At 66.3% G+C, this 16,041-nt stretch carries 16 protein-coding genes; 7 read left to right on the forward strand and 9 right to left on the reverse strand.

The genetic code is table 11. The features are described from left to right. Positions 1–28: 28 nt before the first annotated feature. The 4 genes from QE389_RS02830 to QE389_RS02845 all read right to left on the reverse strand — a co-directional run bounded on the left by QE389_RS02830 (position 29) and on the right by QE389_RS02845 (position 5,059). The gene (locus QE389_RS02830; RefSeq protein WP_307364463.1) at positions 29–370 is read right to left on the reverse strand and encodes a hypothetical protein; all 342 of its coding nucleotides are present in this window, start codon (positions 368–370) and stop codon (positions 29–31) included. A 39-nt stretch (positions 371–409) separates the two neighbouring features. Beyond that, on the reverse strand, positions 410–967 hold the full coding sequence (locus QE389_RS02835; RefSeq protein WP_307364465.1) for a GNAT family N-acetyltransferase: 558 nt from the start codon (positions 965–967) through the stop codon (positions 410–412). Then, the gene (locus tag QE389_RS02840; RefSeq protein WP_307364467.1) at positions 964–3,183 is read right to left on the reverse strand and encodes a S9 family peptidase; all 2,220 of its coding nucleotides are present in this window, start codon (positions 3,181–3,183) and stop codon (positions 964–966) included. Before QE389_RS02840 ends, QE389_RS02835 begins: the two co-directional genes overlap by 4 nt. Before the next feature lie 91 nt (positions 3,184–3,274). After that, positions 3,275–5,059, reverse strand: coding sequence for an acyl-CoA dehydrogenase (locus QE389_RS02845; RefSeq protein ID WP_307364469.1), 1,785 nt, complete (start codon positions 5,057–5,059; stop codon positions 3,275–3,277). A 120-nt stretch (positions 5,060–5,179) separates the two neighbouring features. Between QE389_RS02845 and QE389_RS02850 the strand changes: the two genes are divergently transcribed. Both QE389_RS02850 and QE389_RS02855 read left to right on the forward strand, forming a co-directional pair. Beyond that, complete coding sequence (locus QE389_RS02850; RefSeq protein WP_307364470.1) at positions 5,180–5,731, forward strand: cytochrome b; 552 nt, start codon at positions 5,180–5,182, stop codon at positions 5,729–5,731. After that, positions 5,692–6,648, forward strand: a complete 957-nt coding sequence (locus QE389_RS02855) for an L-threonylcarbamoyladenylate synthase (RefSeq protein ID WP_373458332.1) — start codon at positions 5,692–5,694, stop codon at positions 6,646–6,648. Before QE389_RS02850 ends, QE389_RS02855 begins: the two co-directional genes overlap by 40 nt. Here the strand turns inward: QE389_RS02855 and QE389_RS02860 are convergent. The 4 genes from QE389_RS02860 to QE389_RS02875 form a co-directional block, all read right to left on the reverse strand. Further along, a complete protein-coding gene (locus QE389_RS02860; RefSeq protein WP_307364474.1) occupies positions 6,636–7,706 on the reverse strand; it encodes a patatin-like phospholipase family protein in 1,071 nt (356 codons plus the stop codon). The genes QE389_RS02855 and QE389_RS02860 overlap by 13 nt on opposite strands. Before the next feature lie 20 nt (positions 7,707–7,726). Next, positions 7,727–8,560, reverse strand: coding sequence for a 3-hydroxybutyrate dehydrogenase (locus QE389_RS02865; protein WP_307364476.1), 834 nt, complete (start codon positions 8,558–8,560; stop codon positions 7,727–7,729). A 57-nt stretch (positions 8,561–8,617) separates the two neighbouring features. Beyond that, the gene (gene yaaA / locus QE389_RS02870) at positions 8,618–9,388 is read right to left on the reverse strand and encodes a peroxide stress protein YaaA (RefSeq protein WP_307364478.1); all 771 of its coding nucleotides are present in this window, start codon (positions 9,386–9,388) and stop codon (positions 8,618–8,620) included. Positions 9,389–9,452: 64 nt separating this feature from the next. After that, complete coding sequence (locus QE389_RS02875) at positions 9,453–10,211, reverse strand: tRNA1(Val) (adenine(37)-N6)-methyltransferase (RefSeq protein WP_307364479.1); 759 nt, start codon at positions 10,209–10,211, stop codon at positions 9,453–9,455. Between the two features lie 134 nt (positions 10,212–10,345). On the opposite strand from QE389_RS02875, the gene QE389_RS02880 reads away from it, so the two are divergent. Together QE389_RS02880 and QE389_RS02885 are read left to right on the forward strand one after the other, a co-directional pair. Further along, on the forward strand, positions 10,346–11,362 hold the full coding sequence (locus tag QE389_RS02880; protein ID WP_307364481.1) for a polyprenyl synthetase family protein: 1,017 nt from the start codon (positions 10,346–10,348) through the stop codon (positions 11,360–11,362). Further along, the gene (locus QE389_RS02885) at positions 11,362–11,994 is read left to right on the forward strand and encodes a squalene/phytoene synthase family protein (RefSeq protein WP_307364483.1); all 633 of its coding nucleotides are present in this window, start codon (positions 11,362–11,364) and stop codon (positions 11,992–11,994) included. Before QE389_RS02880 ends, QE389_RS02885 begins: the two co-directional genes overlap by 1 nt. On the opposite strand, the gene trmFO is transcribed toward QE389_RS02885, so the two are convergent. Further along, positions 11,991–13,406, reverse strand: coding sequence for a methylenetetrahydrofolate--tRNA-(uracil(54)-C(5))-methyltransferase (FADH(2)-oxidizing) TrmFO (trmFO, locus tag QE389_RS02890; protein ID WP_307364485.1), 1,416 nt, complete (start codon positions 13,404–13,406; stop codon positions 11,991–11,993). The two genes, QE389_RS02885 and trmFO, sit on opposite strands and share 4 nt — an antisense overlap. 98 nt (positions 13,407–13,504) lie before the next feature. On the opposite strand from trmFO, the gene QE389_RS02895 reads away from it, so the two are divergent. The 3 genes from QE389_RS02895 to QE389_RS02905 are packed head-to-tail and all read left to right on the forward strand — an operon-like array spanning position 13,505 to position 16,034. Further along, positions 13,505–14,266, forward strand: a complete 762-nt coding sequence (locus tag QE389_RS02895) for a hypothetical protein (RefSeq protein WP_307364487.1) — start codon at positions 13,505–13,507, stop codon at positions 14,264–14,266. 10 nt (positions 14,267–14,276) lie between these two features. Beyond that, the gene (locus QE389_RS02900; RefSeq protein WP_307364489.1) at positions 14,277–15,191 is read left to right on the forward strand and encodes a hypothetical protein; all 915 of its coding nucleotides are present in this window, start codon (positions 14,277–14,279) and stop codon (positions 15,189–15,191) included. A 30-nt stretch (positions 15,192–15,221) separates the two neighbouring features. After that, positions 15,222–16,034 carry a hypothetical protein gene (locus QE389_RS02905; RefSeq protein ID WP_307364491.1) on the forward strand — a complete coding sequence of 271 codons (813 nt, stop codon included), beginning with the start codon at positions 15,222–15,224 and terminating at the stop codon, positions 16,032–16,034. Positions 16,035–16,041: the final 7 nt, after the last annotated feature.

Raw genomic sequence — 16,041 nt, forward strand, 5'->3', positions numbered from 1 at the left:
TGAGGAGCGCCGAAACGACGCGCGGACTTCAGGCGATCAGGAGGCGTGGCGGGCCGGGTTCGGGCGACAGACGGCGGCCGACGGGCAGGCTGGAAGACCGGGAGGCGATCCGGTCTGCGGTCGGAAACGGACCGGGCAGGGCGTTCGGTGTCGGCGAGGGGGGGGCGACACAGGCCACGCAGCAGGCCATGGTCTTCAGCGTTCGGGGCGCGTGATCGGAAGGACGGCGCGTGTCCGTCTGTTCGACGGTCTGCGACATCTCATGACAAGGCGCGGCCGGCGCGGCGGCCGCGGCGAAGGCGCCGCTGACGCCCAGCGACAGCACCGCCAAGGCGCCGACCATCAACAGAACCGAGGAGACAAACCGCATAGGCTCAGGATAGGGCGCGCCTCGGCGCCCCGCAACGCTTCAGGCGGCGGGTTTCTTGTCGATCAGCGGCAGGCCCGGGGCGTCGGGTGGCGTGTTGCGGCCTTGGCCCAGGGCGCGCTGCATGAAGACGACATCGCGCCAGCCTTCGTGTTTCCAGCCTGCGGCCTTGAACACGCCCGCATCCGCAAAGCCGCGCGCACGGTGAAGGGCGACGGAGCCGACGTTGTCGGAATCGCCGATCACGGCCACCATCTGCCTCAGGCCCATCGCTTCGCAGCGCAGGATCAGAGCGTCCAGAAGCGCGCTGGCGACGCCGCGTCCTCGCGCCTCCGGCGCGACATAGATCGAATTCTCGACCATGTAGCGATAGGCTTGCCGGGTTCGAAACGGGCTAGCGTAGGCGTAGCCGACCACGCCACGGTCGATCTCGGCGACCAGGCGCGGCAGACCCAGGGCTGCCACGGCGGCGAACCGGGCCGTCATCTCCATCTCGTCCGGGGCTTCCAGCTCGAAGGTGCCGCGTCCGTTCGCCACGCTTTCGGCGTAGATGGCTGTGATCGCGGCCATATCGTCCGTTTCGACATCGCGGACGATCACGCCGTCTCCCAGCCCTTTTCAATGGCCCAGACGGCGAAGGCGTAGTCGTGGGCGACTTCCTTCAGATAGTCGAATCGCCCGGCCGCCCCGCCATGCCCAGCCTCCATGTTGATCTTCAGCAGCACCGGCTTGCCCGAAGTGGTGGCGGGCCGCAGCTTGGCGACCCACTTTTCCGGCTCCCAATAGGTCACGCGCGGGTCAGACAGGCCACCGGTCGCCAGTACGGCCGGATAGGCCTGGGACTTCACCTGATCATAGGGGCTGTAGCTCATCATATAGTCGTAGGCGTCCGGGTCCTCGATCGGATTGCCCCATTCGGGCCATTCCGGCGGCGTCAGCGGCAGGGAGGTGTCGCTCATGGTGTTGATGACGTCGACGAACGGCACTTGGCCGATGACCCCGGCCCAGAGGTCCGGCCGCATGTTGTTGACCGCGCCCATCAGCATGCCGCCGGCCGACCCGCCCTGGGCCACGATGTTTCCGGCCTTGGCGTACTTCCGCTCGATCAGATGTTCGGCGGCGGCGATGAAGTCGGTGAAGGTGTTCTTCTTCGTCATTCGGCGCGCGGCCAGGAACCAGCCCCAGCCCTTGTCCGAACCGCCTCGAATATGGGCGATGGCGTAAATCCAGCCCCGATCCACCAGCGACAGCCGGTTGGTCGAGAAGCTGGCCGGCATCGGAATGCCGTAGGAGCCATAGCCGTAAAGCAGCAGCGGCGCGGAGCCGTCGATGGGCGTGGTGCGGCGACGCAGGACGGTGACGGGCACCAGTTGCCCATCGGCGGCCGGGGCGTTCAGTCGCTCGACCACATAGTCCGCAATATTGTGACCCGAGGGAATCTGCTGGGTCTTGCGCAGCGTCCGTTCCCGCGTCGCCATGTCATAGTCGAACGTCTGCGTCGGGGTGGAGGGCGAATTGTAGGTGTAGCGGGTCGTGGGGGTGTCGAACTCAGACGCGCCCGCCAGCGACAGGGCGAAGGCAGGCTCGTCCACTGCGATCTGATGTTCGGCGCCCGCGCGGTCGCGAATGATGATGCGGGTGTTGGCGTCCCCCCGTTCCTGACGCGCCAGATGGTTCCGGGTCAAGTCCAGACCTTCGATGAAGCGGCCGGGCGTATGGGGAACCAGGTCCGTCCAATGGGCCTTGCCTGGCGTCGAGGTTGGCGCCTGGACGATCTTGAAGTCGATGGCGTCGTCGGCGTTGGTGCGGATCACCCAGCGGTCGTCCCAGTGATCGACGTCGTAGCGGACAGCGACTTGTCGCGGCTCCAGCACAACGGGTTCGGCTGTCGGCGTTTCGCCCGGAATGTAGCGGGCCTCGCTGGTTTCCTGATTCTGGATGCCGATGACGATGAACTTGTCGTCGGCGGTGCGGCCTACGCCGATGAACATGCCGTCGTCGGCCTCTTCATAGACCAGGGTGGTTTCGCCGCCGCGCGCCGGGCGGCGGAATATCTTGTCCGGGCGTCCGTTGTCGTCGCGGTTGGTCCAGAAAATCCACTGGCTGTCAGGTGAAAAGGTGAAGTCGCCGGTCGCGCTTTCTATCACCTCGGACAGGACCTCGTCGGTCGCCAGATCCTTCACATAGATCTTGTGCACCTCGGACCCTTGCGCGTCCTCGGCATAGGCGAACAGGCTGTGGTCCGGGCTGTGGGAAGCGGCCGAGACTTCCGAATAGGCCTTGCCCTTGGCCAGTTCATTGGCGTCCAGCAGCAGTTGAGGCGTCGGGGCGACGACGAAGGTCTTCGTCACCGGCTGACCCTCGACCATCCACGCGCCCTGACGCTCCACCCGCATGTAGCGCGGATGCTGGTCGCCCGTGCGGTACTCGACATAATAGGTCCAGCCGCCGTCTGGCGCGGGGACGGAGGAATCGTCCTCCTTGATGCGGCCGCGCATCTCCTGGAACATCGCCTCCTGCAGGGGCAGGGTCGAGGCCATCATGGCTTCTCGATAGGCGTTTTCGGCAGTCAGATGCGCCTTCACCTCGGCTTTGATCAGGGTTGGATCACGCAGGACCGCTTGCCAGTTGTCGTCCTTCATCCACTGATAGTCGTCGGTGCGGGTGCGCCCCAGTTGTTCGATGACGACGGGAATCTTCTTGGCGACGGGAGGCTGGGGCATCGAGGCTCCGGAAGGCTGGCGGGCGAGGGCGGGGGAGGACGAGGCGGCCAAGGCCGTCGCGGCGGTGGACAGGAGGATCTGGCGTCGGTTCATGGTCGGCTCCCCAGGGACGTGCGGACATAACCTTGGGCGTTCGGGCCGCCCGAGGTCAAATGAAGATCGCGCCGCTCCTTCAGCTCGGCCTTCAGCCCGCTAGGGCCTCGACCGTCATTCGCTTCAGCAGATCGCCACCCTGGCCCACGGCCGCCAGGCGGCTGGAGACATGGCCGAGAACATTCGCGGCGTAGAGTTCATAAAGGTCCAGCTTGCCCTGCAGCCAGATCGGATCGCCGTCGCCGGCGTCCAGGCGCGTCTTGGCGGCCAGCGCCCCCTTGGCCAGCATCCAGCCCCCGATGACGTCGCCCAGCAGTTTCAGATAAGCGTCGGCGGCGGCCAAAACGTCGGCCGCCGCATTCGGATCGGCCTTGCGGTCCAGCAGCCACAGGGTGGCGTCTTCCACCGCCTCGATGGCCGTGGCGAACCGCTCGACCGGCTTTCCGGCATAGAGACGCGACAGGTCGGCCAGGGTCGCCTTCATGTCGGAGATCAGGGTCTTGGCCGCCTCGCCGCCCTCCATCGACAGCTTGCGTCCGACCAGGTCCATAGCCTGGATGCCGTTGGTCCCCTCGTAGATCGGGGCGATGCGGGCGTCGCGGTAGTATTGGGCTGCGCCCGTCTCCTCGATGAAGCCCATGCCGCCGTGGACCTGAACGCCCAGGGAGGCGACCTCGCAGCCCACGTCGGTGGACCATGCCTTGGCGATGGGGGTGAACAGGTCCTCGCGGCTTTTCCACTTGCGTCGTTCGGCCTCGGTCGCGGCGTGGCGGGCCAGGTCGGCGGCCACGCCGGTCGACAGGCAGATGGCGCGGGCCGCCGAAATCTTGGCCTTCATCACCCCCAGCATCCGGCGCACGTCCGGATGGTCGAAGATCGGGGCGCTGGCTTCGCCCGTCCAGATCGAGCGGCCCTGACGACGCTCCAGCGCATAGGCTAGGGCGTGTTGATAGGCGCGTTCGGCGATGCCCACGCCTTCGACCCCGACGGCCAGGCGCGCGGCGTTCATCATGACGAACATATGGGCCAAGCCCTGGTTCGGCTGTCCGACCAGTTCGGCGGTTGCGCCCTCATAGCTCATGACGCAGGTGGGCGATGCGTGGATGCCCAGCTTGTGCTCCACCCCGACCGGACGGAAGGCGTTGCGGTCGCCCAGCGATCCATCGTCCTTGACCGCGAACTTGGGCGTCAGGAACAAGCTGATGCCTTTGGGGCCCGGCGGCGCGTCGGGCAGACGGGCCAGAACCAGATGGACGATGTTGTCCGTGGCGTCGTGGTCGCCCCAGGTGATGAAGATTTTCTGGCCGTTCAGGGCATAGGTTCCGTCGCCGTTCGGCGTGGCTGTGGCGGAAAGAGCGCCCAGGTCCGAGCCTGCGCCGGGTTCGGTCAACACCATGGCGCCGGTCCATTCGCCGCTGACCAGCTTGGTCAGATATTTCGCCTTCTGGTCTTCCGTCCCGACCTGCTCCAGCGCCTCGATGGCTGCCAGGGACAGCATGGGGCACAGGCCAAAGGCCATGTTGGCGGCGTGGACGGTTTCGTAGGCCGCCAGTTCAATCGCCTTGGGTAGGCCCTGGCCCCCGGCCTCGACCGAGGACGACAGGCCGGTCCAGCCGCCGGCCGCAAACTGACGATAGGCGTCGGGGAAACCCGGCGCGGCCGTCACCGCCCCATTGGCGTAGGTAGAGCCCTTCTGGTCGCCGACGCGGTTCAGCGGCGCCAGCACTTCCTCGGAGAACTGGCCCGCCGCTTCCAGAATGGCCTGAGCCACCTCGGCGTCATAGTCGGTGAAGGCGCCGGTCGCGGCGACGTCGACCATGCCGGCGACGGCCTCCAGGGTGAAGGTCAGATCCCGGACGGGCGCGCGATAGGTCATGGGCTTTCCTCAATCGTCTTTGCGGCCTAAGTGCCGCGACGGGGCCCGGCGCTGCAAGCGTCTTGGCGACGCGCCCCCTCTGAGCGCAGAGTGACGACGTGCCGTGACGGAAGGGAAGACATGGGCGAGCCCCGCAACCGATATTCGACCGTATCCCTGCTGATGCACTGGGGCATCGCCCTGGCGGTGCTGATCCAGATCCTGCTGATCACGGCGCATGAGAACACCGAGGGGCCGATGTCCAGCGAGTTCGTCATGCTGCACAAATCCCTGGGCCTGACCATTCTGGTCCTGACCCTGGCGCGGATCGGCTGGAGGATGGCGCATCCGGCCATACGGCTGCCAGCGGAGTTGCCGGTATGGCAGAGGATCGCGGCGCGTGCGACCCATGTGCTGTTCTATCTAGCGCTGATCTTCATTCCGATGACCGGCTGGGTAGCGTCTTCGGCCGCAGGGCGAGACATCGTCTGGTTCGGACTGTTTTCATGGCCCCTTTTGCCGGTGGGCGGCGGGCGAGAGACGGCCCGCAGCTTGATGGGCCTGCACGGACTGGCGGTCAAAGGTCTGTATGTGCTGATCGCGCTGCACGTTCTGGCTGCCCTGAAGCATCAGTTCATCGACAGGGACAATGTATTGCATCGGATGATCCCGCTCATCCCGCGACGACCGTGAGCGCGACGCCCGAACAGGCGGCCGGCGCCCTGAGGCGAGGCGGTCTGATCCTCTTGCCGACGGAAACCGTGTATGGGCTGGGCGCGGATGCGAGCGACCCTGTGGCCGTCGCCGCCGTCTTCGCCGCCAAGGGCCGGCCCCAGTTCAATCCTCTGATCGCTCACGTCGCCAGCCTGGAAGCGGCGAGAGCCGTCGGTCGGTTCAATGCGGCGGCCGAGGCCCTGGCCAAGGCTTTCTGGCCCGGCCCGTTGACCTTGGTTCTGCCCGTCGCGGACGGCCGCCGCGTCTGCGACCTGGCGCGCGCCGGGCTGGACAGCGTGGCGGTGCGGGTTCCGGCCCATCCGCTGGCGCGTCAGGTTCTGGCGGCTTTCGGCGGCCCCGTGGTGGCGCCCTCGGCCAACCGCTCCGGCCGGCCTAGCCCGACCACCTTTTCGGACGCGGTCGAGGAAACGGGCGCCGCCGTGGCGGCCGCCGTCGATGGCGGGCCCTGCGACATCGGCTTGGAAAGCACGGTGGCGTCCGTTCTCGGAGACCGAGTCGCCCTGCTGCGGCCGGGCGCCGTCACGCGGGCGCAGATCGAGGCGGTCGTCGGCACGCTGATGGAAAGCGGAGAGGAGGGGCGCCGTTCGCCCGGTCGCCTGGCCCTTCACTATGCGCCTGACGCGCCGGTCCGCATCGAGGCGCTTGAGGCCCGGCCGGGCGAAATCCTGCTGGGCTTCGGGCCGGGGGTGGGCGACCCCGCCTGGAGCCTGAGCCCTGCAGGCGATCCCAAGGAAGCGGCCGCCAACTTGTTTCGACTGCTGCGCGCGGCCGATCGTCAGAAACCAGGGGCAATCGCCATTTCCCCTATTCCTTCAGAAGGTTTGGGCGAAGCGATCAATGATCGGTTGAAACGGGCGGCAGGCTACGTCGGCTGACCGAAGCGCGCCTGCAGGTCCACGCTGGACTGGCGCCCGACGCTGATAAGGCAACTGTTCAGCCAATCCTCTGCGGCGGCGCGGCCCCGCGCCTTCAAGTCGTTCAGGAAGCCCCATTCGGTATTGAATTTGGACCGCAGCGACAAGTCCGACAACCAGCCATCGGCCTCGATGGCGTGCAGACGGACGGGCCGAAACGCCCCCTGACCGTCCAGTTGACCTTTGTCGATAAGGCCCTCCGCCACGGCGAGGGCGCGCAGTTCGGCCAGAAGCGGAGCGTTGAAGACGATCTCGTTCAACCGATCCATGATGTCTGCGGCGGTCTTGGGCGTCTCCTCCCGCATCAGGGGATTGAGGGTCAGCAGCAGGACGTCGTCTGGCGTGTCCTCGCCGGTCAGAGGCCATAGCGCCGGATTGGTAAGATAGCCGCCGTCCCAATAGGGTTCGCCATCGATCTCCACGGCCTGGTACAGATGCGGCAGGCATGCGGACGCCAGCAGGACATCGGCCGAGATCTCCGACGAATCGAATACGCGCGCCCGCGCCTGACGCACGGCGGTCGCCGCCACGAAGAACCGAACGCACGAGTCTCTGACCGCCTGAAAGTCCACGGCGGCGTTCAGAACCCGTTTCAGAGGATTGTGGTTCAGAGGGTTGAATTCATAGGGACTCATGGACAGGGCCAGGGTCTCTCCTGCGCGCCAGAAGGGCGTGTCCTTGATCCAGTCCGGCGGCTGGGCTGCGCTCCACAGGTTGCTGTCGCCGAATACATTGCGCCCGCCGGATTGGTTGACCTCGCGCCATAGCTTGTCCAGGGCCGCGCGGGGATCGGCCTTGGCCAGCCCGGATATCAGAGCGGCGCCATTCATCGCCCCCGCCGAGACGCCGGAGACGGCCCGCACCTCTAGCCGGTCGTCCTCCAGCAACCGATCCAGCACGCCCCATTGAAAGGCGCCGTGGGCGCCTCCGCCCTGGAGCGCCAGGGACACGGGCGTTCGACCCGAGGGAGGCTGTTCAGCCAGCGCCGGAACAGCGGCCTTGCGTTTGAAGATCGCCATGCCGCCCCCCAATCCTTCGCCTATTGTGCGGTCCAGCCGCCGTCGATGGAGAAGCTGGCGCCGTTGGCCGAGGCGCCGAGATCGGACACCAGATAGAGGAAGAGGCCGGCCAGCTCTTCCGTCGCCACGAACCGTTTGGTCGGCTGGGAGCCCAGGATGACGTTCTTCAGCACGTCTTCCTTGCTCATCTTGCGTGTGCGCGCCTGGTCGGCGATCTGCTTTTCCACGATTGGGGTTTCGACGAAACCGGGGCAGATGGCGTTGCAGGTGATGTTGTCCTGGGCGACTTCCAGCGCCACCGTCTTGGTGAAGCCCACGATCCCGTGTTTGGCGGCGACATAGGCCGATTTGAAAGGACTGGCGACCAGGCCGTGGGCCGAGGCCATGTTGACGATTCGACCGCGTCCCTGCGCCTTCATCAGGGGGATCGCCGCGCGCGTCGCGTAGAAGGCCGACGACAGGTTGATGGCGATGATCTGCTCCCACTTGTCGGCGGGGAAGTTCTCGACGGATTCGACGTGCTGAATGCCGGCGTTGTTGACCAGGATGTCCAGACGGCCCAGTTCGCGTTCGGCGAAGGCGACCATGTCCGCGATCTCAGGCCCCTTGGTCATATTGGCCGGATGATAGAGGACGCGGGCGCCCGAGGACGATTCCAGTTCGGCGCGTGTCCGTTCGATCTCGGCGGCGTTGCCCAGGCCGTTCAGCACCACGTCGCCGCCGCGCGACGCGACCGCCCGCGCCAGCGCAAGACCGATGCCGGAGGTTGAGCCGGTGATGACCGCCGTCTGCCCTTTCAGATCGCCGATGTCGCGAAACGATGCTTCTGCGCCCGGCTGGGATGACTGATCCACTGTTTCGCCCCTCTTATCTTTATGTGACCTCAGACTAGCGGCAGGAGCGGGTAGGGATCAAGAATTTCCCGATCTGGTGAATATCCATTCGCTTTCGGTCGAGGCGGCCTTGTTGAAGCGATAGCCGTCACGGTCGAAGCTCTTCAAATCCCCCACCTTTTCGACCCGTTCATCGATGGCGAAGCGCGCCATGACGCCGCGCGCCTTCTTGGCGAAGAAGGAGATGATGCGGCTTTCGCCGTTCTTCTCCTCGCGGAACTGCGGCGTGACGACCGGCAGTTTCAGGGCCTTGGCGTCCACCGCGCCGAAATACTCCTGGCTGGCCAGGTTCACCAGGGTGGGATCGGCCTGGCCCTCGGCGTCGGCGTTCAACGCTTTCGAAAGCCGGTCGCCCCAGAAGTCGTAAAGGCTGGCGCCGCGCCGAGTCTTCAACCGCGTGCCCATCTCAAGCCGATAGGGTTGTATCCGGTCCAGCGGCCGCAGCAGGCCATAGAAGCCCGACAGGATGCGCAGATGGTCCTGGGCCCAGATCAAGGCGTCGGCGTCCAACTCGCGCGCCCTCAGGCCCTCATAGACGTCGCCGGCGAAGGCGAAGGCCGCCTGGACGCCGTCCAGCGAGTCGGGATCGAAGGCCTTGAACCGCTCCATGTTCAGGGTCGCCAGATCGTCGGAGATGCCCATCAGCCGACGCAGATCGGCTTTGCTCTGGCGCTTCGCGGTCTTGGCCAGGCTGGCCGTGTCTTCGAGAAAGCGGCGCTCCGAGGCGGGCAGGGCGACATCGACTTCGGTGAAGTCCAGCCGTTTGGCGGGCGAAAGAACGATCAGCAAGACGCGGCTCCATGACGAAGTCGGTCAGATAGTCCGCTTCAGTGACGATTTGAACCAGAGCGCCTCACCATTCCAGCGGCGTTTCGCCTCTCAGGATCGCCTCGGCCTTCTGCGTGTGCTTGCCGTCGCTGCGGTCGTGCAGGATCAGCGGCGGCAGAAGACGCAGCGGCGCGCGTCCGGTCTTGACAGCCTGCACTAGAATCCGCTTGGCCGGTTCGTCGGCGAACGGATGGATCGGGCGGACCACGAACGATCCCGCTTTTTCGCCCATAAGCCGCAAGATGTCGGCCAGACGGTCGGCCCGGTGGATCATCACGATCCGGCCGCCCTCGCGCACCGCCTTCAGCAAGAAGCGCGTCCAGGCTTCTAGGCCGTCGTCCGCCATCCAGGCGTTCCGCTTGCTTTCGGCCGGCGCACGCAGGGCCGAAGCGTCGTCGAAGAAGGGCGGATTGGACACGGCCCAGTCGAAAGGTGCGGCGCCAAGGGCGCGAAATCCCGCAGCGACATCGCCGGTTTGCACCGCGACCCGGTCCTGAAAATCGTTCAGCGCCGCATTCTGCTTGGCCAGATCGGCCATGGTCGAATCGCGCTCCAGTCCTGTAAGCCGTGCCTGCGGGCAGCGCGCCGCAATCTGTATCAGGACACCCCCAGCGCCGCACCCCGCCTCGATCACCCGGTCGCTCGGTCTGGCGGGGGTCGCCGCCGCCAGCAGGGCCGCATCCATGCCCGCACGATAACCCTTGGCCGGCTGACGCAACCGCACCCGGCCGTTCAACAGGCCGTTTTCGACGACGTCCAGCGTGGCGGTTTCGACCGCGTCCAAGCCTCAATCTCCTTGACCCCCCAAGGGGCGAACATCATTGTGCGCCGCGAAGCGCCGGGGCAAGCCAGACCGGCTGTATAAACCTTCCCCGCGACCGTTCGCGTGTCGCGAAGCCTTTAGTGAAAGAGTATCCCTTGGATCTTGCCATCGCAGCCGCTCCCCGCCCGAAGGGGGACGTCAACGCCCTCGTTCGGCTGGCCGAGGCCGACATGGCGGCCGTCGACGCCCTGATCCTGGACCGGATGCAGTCCGACGTGCCGATTATCCCGAAACTCGCCGAACATCTGGTTTCGGCGGGCGGAAAGCGTCTGCGGCCGTTGCTGACGGTCGCGGCGGCCCGTGCAGCGGGAGAGACAGGCGACATCCTGGCGCCCCGGAAGCTGGCGGCGGCGGTGGAGTTCATTCACACCGCAACCCTGCTGCACGACGACATCGTCGATGCGTCCGAACTGCGTCGCGGCAAGGTCGCGGCCCATCTGATCTGGGGGGCGCCCACCAGCGTCCTTGTCGGCGACTTCCTGTTCGCCCGGGCCTTCGAACTGATGGTTGAGACCGATTCAATGCGCGCTCTGGGCATTCTGGCCCAGGCCTCGCGTGTCATATCTGAGGGCGAGGTGCTGCAGCTGACGCGCGCCCACGACCTGAACCTGGATCAGGCGACCTATCTTCAGATCATCTCGGCCAAGACCGCCGAACTGTTCGCCGCCGCCGCCGAAGCCGGTGCGGTCGGGGCGAGGGCGTCGGTCGAGGCGGTCAGGGCTTTGCGCGACTATGGCATGGCGTTGGGCATCGCCTTCCAGCTGGCGGACGACGCCCTGGACTATGGGGCGACCGCTGCGGCCCTTGGCAAGAACGCCGGGGACGACTTCAACGAGGGCAAGGCCACCCTGCCGCTGCTGCTGGCGGTCGCCCGCACCAAGGGGCGCGAGGACGCCTTCTGGGAGCGAACCGTGACCAAGGGCGAACGCACGCACGAGGACTTCGCGCGCGCCCGCGAACTGGTGGTCGGCTCCGGCGCCATCGGGGCGACCCTGGATTTGGCGGGCGATTACGCCGACCAGGCCAAAGCGGCCCTATCGGTTCTGCCGGTCTCGGACTGGCGCGCCGCGCTTGAGGATATGGCCGACTTCGCGGTGTCACGCGCCGCCTGATGGTCGGTTCGGACGCCCTGGACGCGCAGGTCCGCGCCGCCGACCTGGACCGCTGGCTGTCCAGCCGGCTGGTGTCGGACGCCCGGCCTCGCGCCGATCTGATCGCATTGTACGCCTTCGAAGCCGAACTGATGGCCATTCCCACGCGCGTCACCCAGCCCCTGTTGGCCGAGATGCGCTACACTTGGTGGGCGGAACAGATGGACGGCGTCTTCGCCGGCATGGCGCGCAAGGGCCATCCGGTGCTGGAGGCCCTGGCCGACATCGTCATTCGCCATGGCCTGAACCGTGCGCCGTTCGAGGGGCTGATTGAAGCTCATATCGGCCGCATCCATGGGGAACCGCACGATCTGGACGCCTTCTACGTCGGCCCGATGCAGGCGGCGGTCCAGGTGCTGGCCGGGCCGGGTCATGCCGACAAGGTCGTGAAGGCCGGACGTGTGCGCGGCTTGGCGCAGGTGGGTAAGACAGAGGAGGCGAGGGCTCTGCGAAAGGCGGCCAATGCGGCGCTGAAAGACCTGCCGGCTGTCGCCTTCCCGGCCGTCGCCTCGGCCGCTCTAAGCCGCCAAGACCAGCCTGAGCCGGTCAAGCGGCTGCGCCTGCTGGCGGCGACGCTGCGCGGGCGCATTTAGTTCCGTCCTGCGTCTCGCCACGCCTTCAGGCTCTCCATCGCCCGAATGCTCTGCAGCCGTTTCTTGGCCCGGCCACGATCCTTCGGCGGAATGCGCTTGCCGTCCTCATCCACCTTCGGCGCCTCGAGCGGCGGCAACAGGCCGTAGTTGATGTTCATCGGCTGGAACTTGGCGCCTTCCAGGTGCCCGCCGGTGATGTGTTCGACCAGGGCGCCCATCGCCGTCTCGGGCGGGGGCGCCGACAGGTAGCCACCCCGCCCTGCCTTGGAAAGGGCCTGGGCGGCGGCCAGGCGGCCAGTCAACAGACCCATGGCGGCGCTTTCGACATAGCCTTCCACCCCAGTCACCTGACCGGCGAAGCGCAGGCGCGGCATGGCCTTGAGTCGAAGTTGCTTGTCGAGAAGCTGCGGGCTGTTCAGATAGGTGTTGCGGTGCAGGCCGCCGAGACGCGCGAACTGGGCGTTCTGAAGACCGGGGATCATGCGGAATGTCTCGGCCTGCGCCCCGTGCTTCAGCTTGGTCTGGAAGCCGACCATGTTGAACAGGGTGCCCAGCGCATTGTCCTGGCGCAGTTGAACGATGGCGTGAGGCTTGACTGCGGGATTGCGCGGATTGGTCAGGCCGACCGGCTTCATGGGGCCGTGGCGCAGAGTCTCGCGGCCGCGCTCGGCCATCACCTCGATAGGCAGGCAGCCGTCGAAATAGGGCACATGCTCCCAGTCCTTGAACTCGGCCTTGGGGCCGTCCAGCAGGGCGTCGATGAACACCTCGTACTGGTCCTTGTCCATCGGGCAGTTGACGTAGGCGGCGGCGTCGCCGCCGGGGCCTTCCTTGTCATAGCGCGACTGCCGCCAGGCGATGTCGAAGTCGATCGAGTCGGCGTGGACGATGGGCGCGATGGCGTCGAAAAAGCTCAGGGACTCCTCGCCCGTCGCCTTAAGTATGGCGTCGGCCAGGGCGGGGGAGGTCAGGGGGCCGGTGGCGACGATGACATTGTCCCAGTCCTCCGGTGGCAGGCCGGCGATCTCTTCGCGGACGACGGTGATCAGCGGATGCGCGTCCAGCCGCGCCGTCACCGCTTGAGAGAAGCCGTCGCGATCCACGGCCAGAGCGCCGCCGGCCGGCACCTGATGGGCGTCGCCGCAGGTCATGATGATCGAGTCCAGCGCCCGCATCTCGGCGTGAAGCAAGCCGACCGCATTATATTCCCAATCGTCCGACCGGAAGGAATTGGAGCAGACCAGTTCGGCCAAACCCTCCGTCTGGTGGGCGTCGGTCTTGACGCCGGGAACGCCCCGCATCTCATGCAGGATGACGGGCACGCCCGCCTGGGCGATCTGCCAGGCGGCCTCCGAGCCGGCGAGGCCGCCGCCGATGACGTGAACGGGAGAGGGGGAGGAGGAAGCGGTCATCGCGGCCTTCTAGCGGGCGTCTGGCGCGGTGTCATGATCCGCTGCTATATCCCTCCCGGTCTTTGGGGGCGAACGGTTTGGCGGGGCGGGAAAAAGGGTTGCGGCTGGACGACGCCCTGCGGGCGACCGTCGCCAATCTGCCGCGGATCTGGCGCGAAGGCTGGGGCGCGATCTTGCTGGGGTTCGGGGTCTGGAGCGCGCGCCCCTTCGTGGGTCATGAGCTTTGGGGCTGGGGCTGGGCCGCCGCCGCCATAGCCGCAACCCTGCTCCTGACCGGCGCCTTGGCGCGCCTTGCGATCAGCGCCGACACAGCCGAGGCGAAACGACAGGGCCTGGGACCGAAGGGATTGCAACTGACCAGGGTGGAAGCGCGCCTGTTGGGCGCGGGCCTGCTGTGCGGGGTCTTTCTGGCCATGATCCTGTCGGTCGCCTCCCTGTTGCTGCTGGCGGTGTTCGGTGGCGCGGGGTTGGACACAGAGGCTATTCGTCTTGGTGAATGGGGGCGGGTCGGTCCGATCTGGAAGCTATCGCTGCTGACCCTGCTGACGGGGTTCTGCCTCTTCGCCGTCATCGCCTTGACCGCGCGTCTGTCGCTGTTCGCGCCCGCGACCGTCGCGCGCGCTCATATGGTCTCGCTGAACAGCATGGCGCTGACGCGCGGCGTCTTCTGGACTTTCCTTGCGGGCTCGATCGTGACGGCTGGGCCGAAGATCGGGCTGCTGATCCTTTCAGGCGCGGGCCTGCTGCAAGGGGGCTTGGGGTGGATCGTCTGGGCGGGGGTGCTGAACGCGGTTCAGGCCCCGCTGACGATGGCCTATCTCGGCGTCGTCTATCGGCGTATCGAACTCCGGCCGCTGTAAGGATTTGCGTATGGTTGAGACCTTTTCGATCATCGATGCGCTGCGCGCGCCCTTGCGCGTGATCCGGCGGCATCCGCTGACCGTCTTCGTCTGGGGCCTGCTGATCGTCGGTTTCGTCATGGCTATGATGCTGATGGTCTTCGGCGCTCTGGCCGATATTCCTTTGTCCCCCAACGCCGAACCGCCGCCCCAGCTCATGGGACAATTCATTGCGATGCAGGGCGTGTCCATGCTGCTGAACCTCGAGCAGCTGGTGCTGGGCGTGATGGTCTGGGCCGCGACCATGCGGGCGACCTTCCGGATTGGCCGCCCCGAACGCTACTTTTTTCTGCGCGCGGGCATGGACGAGGTCCGGCTGGCCGTCGTGGGGCTGGCCCTGTTCGCCGGCGCCTATGCCGCCGTTATAGCGTTCGTCATCGTCGCCGCCGTCCTTTCCGCCCTGATCTGGCAGTTCAGTCAAACGGCGGCTCTGATGGTCGGCGGGGTTCTGTTCCTGGCCATGATCGCCGGTGTCGCCCTGGCCATGGCGCGCGTCTCGATGATCGCGCCGGCCACCCTGCTGCTGCGGCGGTTCGCCTTCCGCGAGGGTTGGGCGCTGGGCAAGAGGCGGGTGTGGCGGCTGTTCGGCCTGCTTGTCTCCACCTGGCTGATCTACATGCTGGTCTATTTCGTCCTGGCCTTTGGGGTGATCGTAACCCTGTTCTTCAGCGGCGCCTTCGCCGGCCTGGCGGACGCCCAGGATGCCACGACATTTGGCGAGCTGTTTCCGTCGCCGACGGTTCTGGGGGGTGTTGCGGCCTTTATTCTTCTGCCGGGGTCTTTTGTGTACGGCGCCGTCATCACCCTGCTCAACGCGCCTTTCGCCGCCGCCTGCCGCGAACTGCTGGACGGTGCGCCGCAGGACGCGGACCGAACGATCGTCTAGGATGCGTTCGAATCTGATCCGGGGTCCGTCATGAGTTTTTCCGCCACCGAAGCCGCGTTCGAGGGATTTCGCGTTACGCGGCAGAATCCGTTGTCAGTCCTGGTCTGGGCGGGGCTTTGGCTGGTCGGTCTGATCGTTGCGGTCATGATTCTGGGGCCGATGACCATGCCCTACGCCTCTGAGATCGAAGCGGCTCAAGGCGACATCGCCGCCTTGTCTCCCGGCGCCGTGACGGCCCTGTCGCTGGGCATGCTGGCCGTGCTGCCGATCCTTCTGGGGCTTCAGGCGATTTTGGCGCCCGCCGTCTATCGCGCGGTCTATGCGCCGCAGACGAAGCGGATCGGCTATTTGCAGTTCGGCTTGGTCGAGCTAAGAACGCTGGGCGTCGTCGCCGTTCTGGCGGTCCTTTCGATCATCCTGAACCTGGTCGGCGAGGCGGCCGTGGGCTTTTCCAAGCAAATCGGCGGCATCGCCGCCGCCTTGGCGGTTAATTTGGCGGTGTTTGTCTTCACTACCTGGATTTCGGTTCGGTTGGTGCTGACCGCCCCGCTGGTGCTGCGCCGCAAGGGGCTGCCGTTTGGTGACAGCTGGCGCATGACGGCCAAGGTCTTCTGGCCCGTCCTGGGGGTCTTCTTTCTCAGCCTGGCCATGACCCTGCTGGTTCTGCTGTTGCTGGTTCTGATCGGATGGCCGCTCTACGCCGCACTGACGATGGGTGGCGCCATGGCTGCGATTCCGGGTCTGTTGCTGCTGCTTCTGATGGGGCTTGGCATAGCGCTGGTCTCGGTGCTGCTGTGGGCGCCTTTCGCCTCGGTCGTTCAGCAATTGGACACGCAAGGCTAAGCACGGA

The organism is Brevundimonas sp. SORGH_AS_0993, from assembly GCF_030818545.1.
In the GTDB taxonomy this organism is placed as follows: Bacteria; Pseudomonadota; Alphaproteobacteria; order Caulobacterales; family Caulobacteraceae; genus Brevundimonas.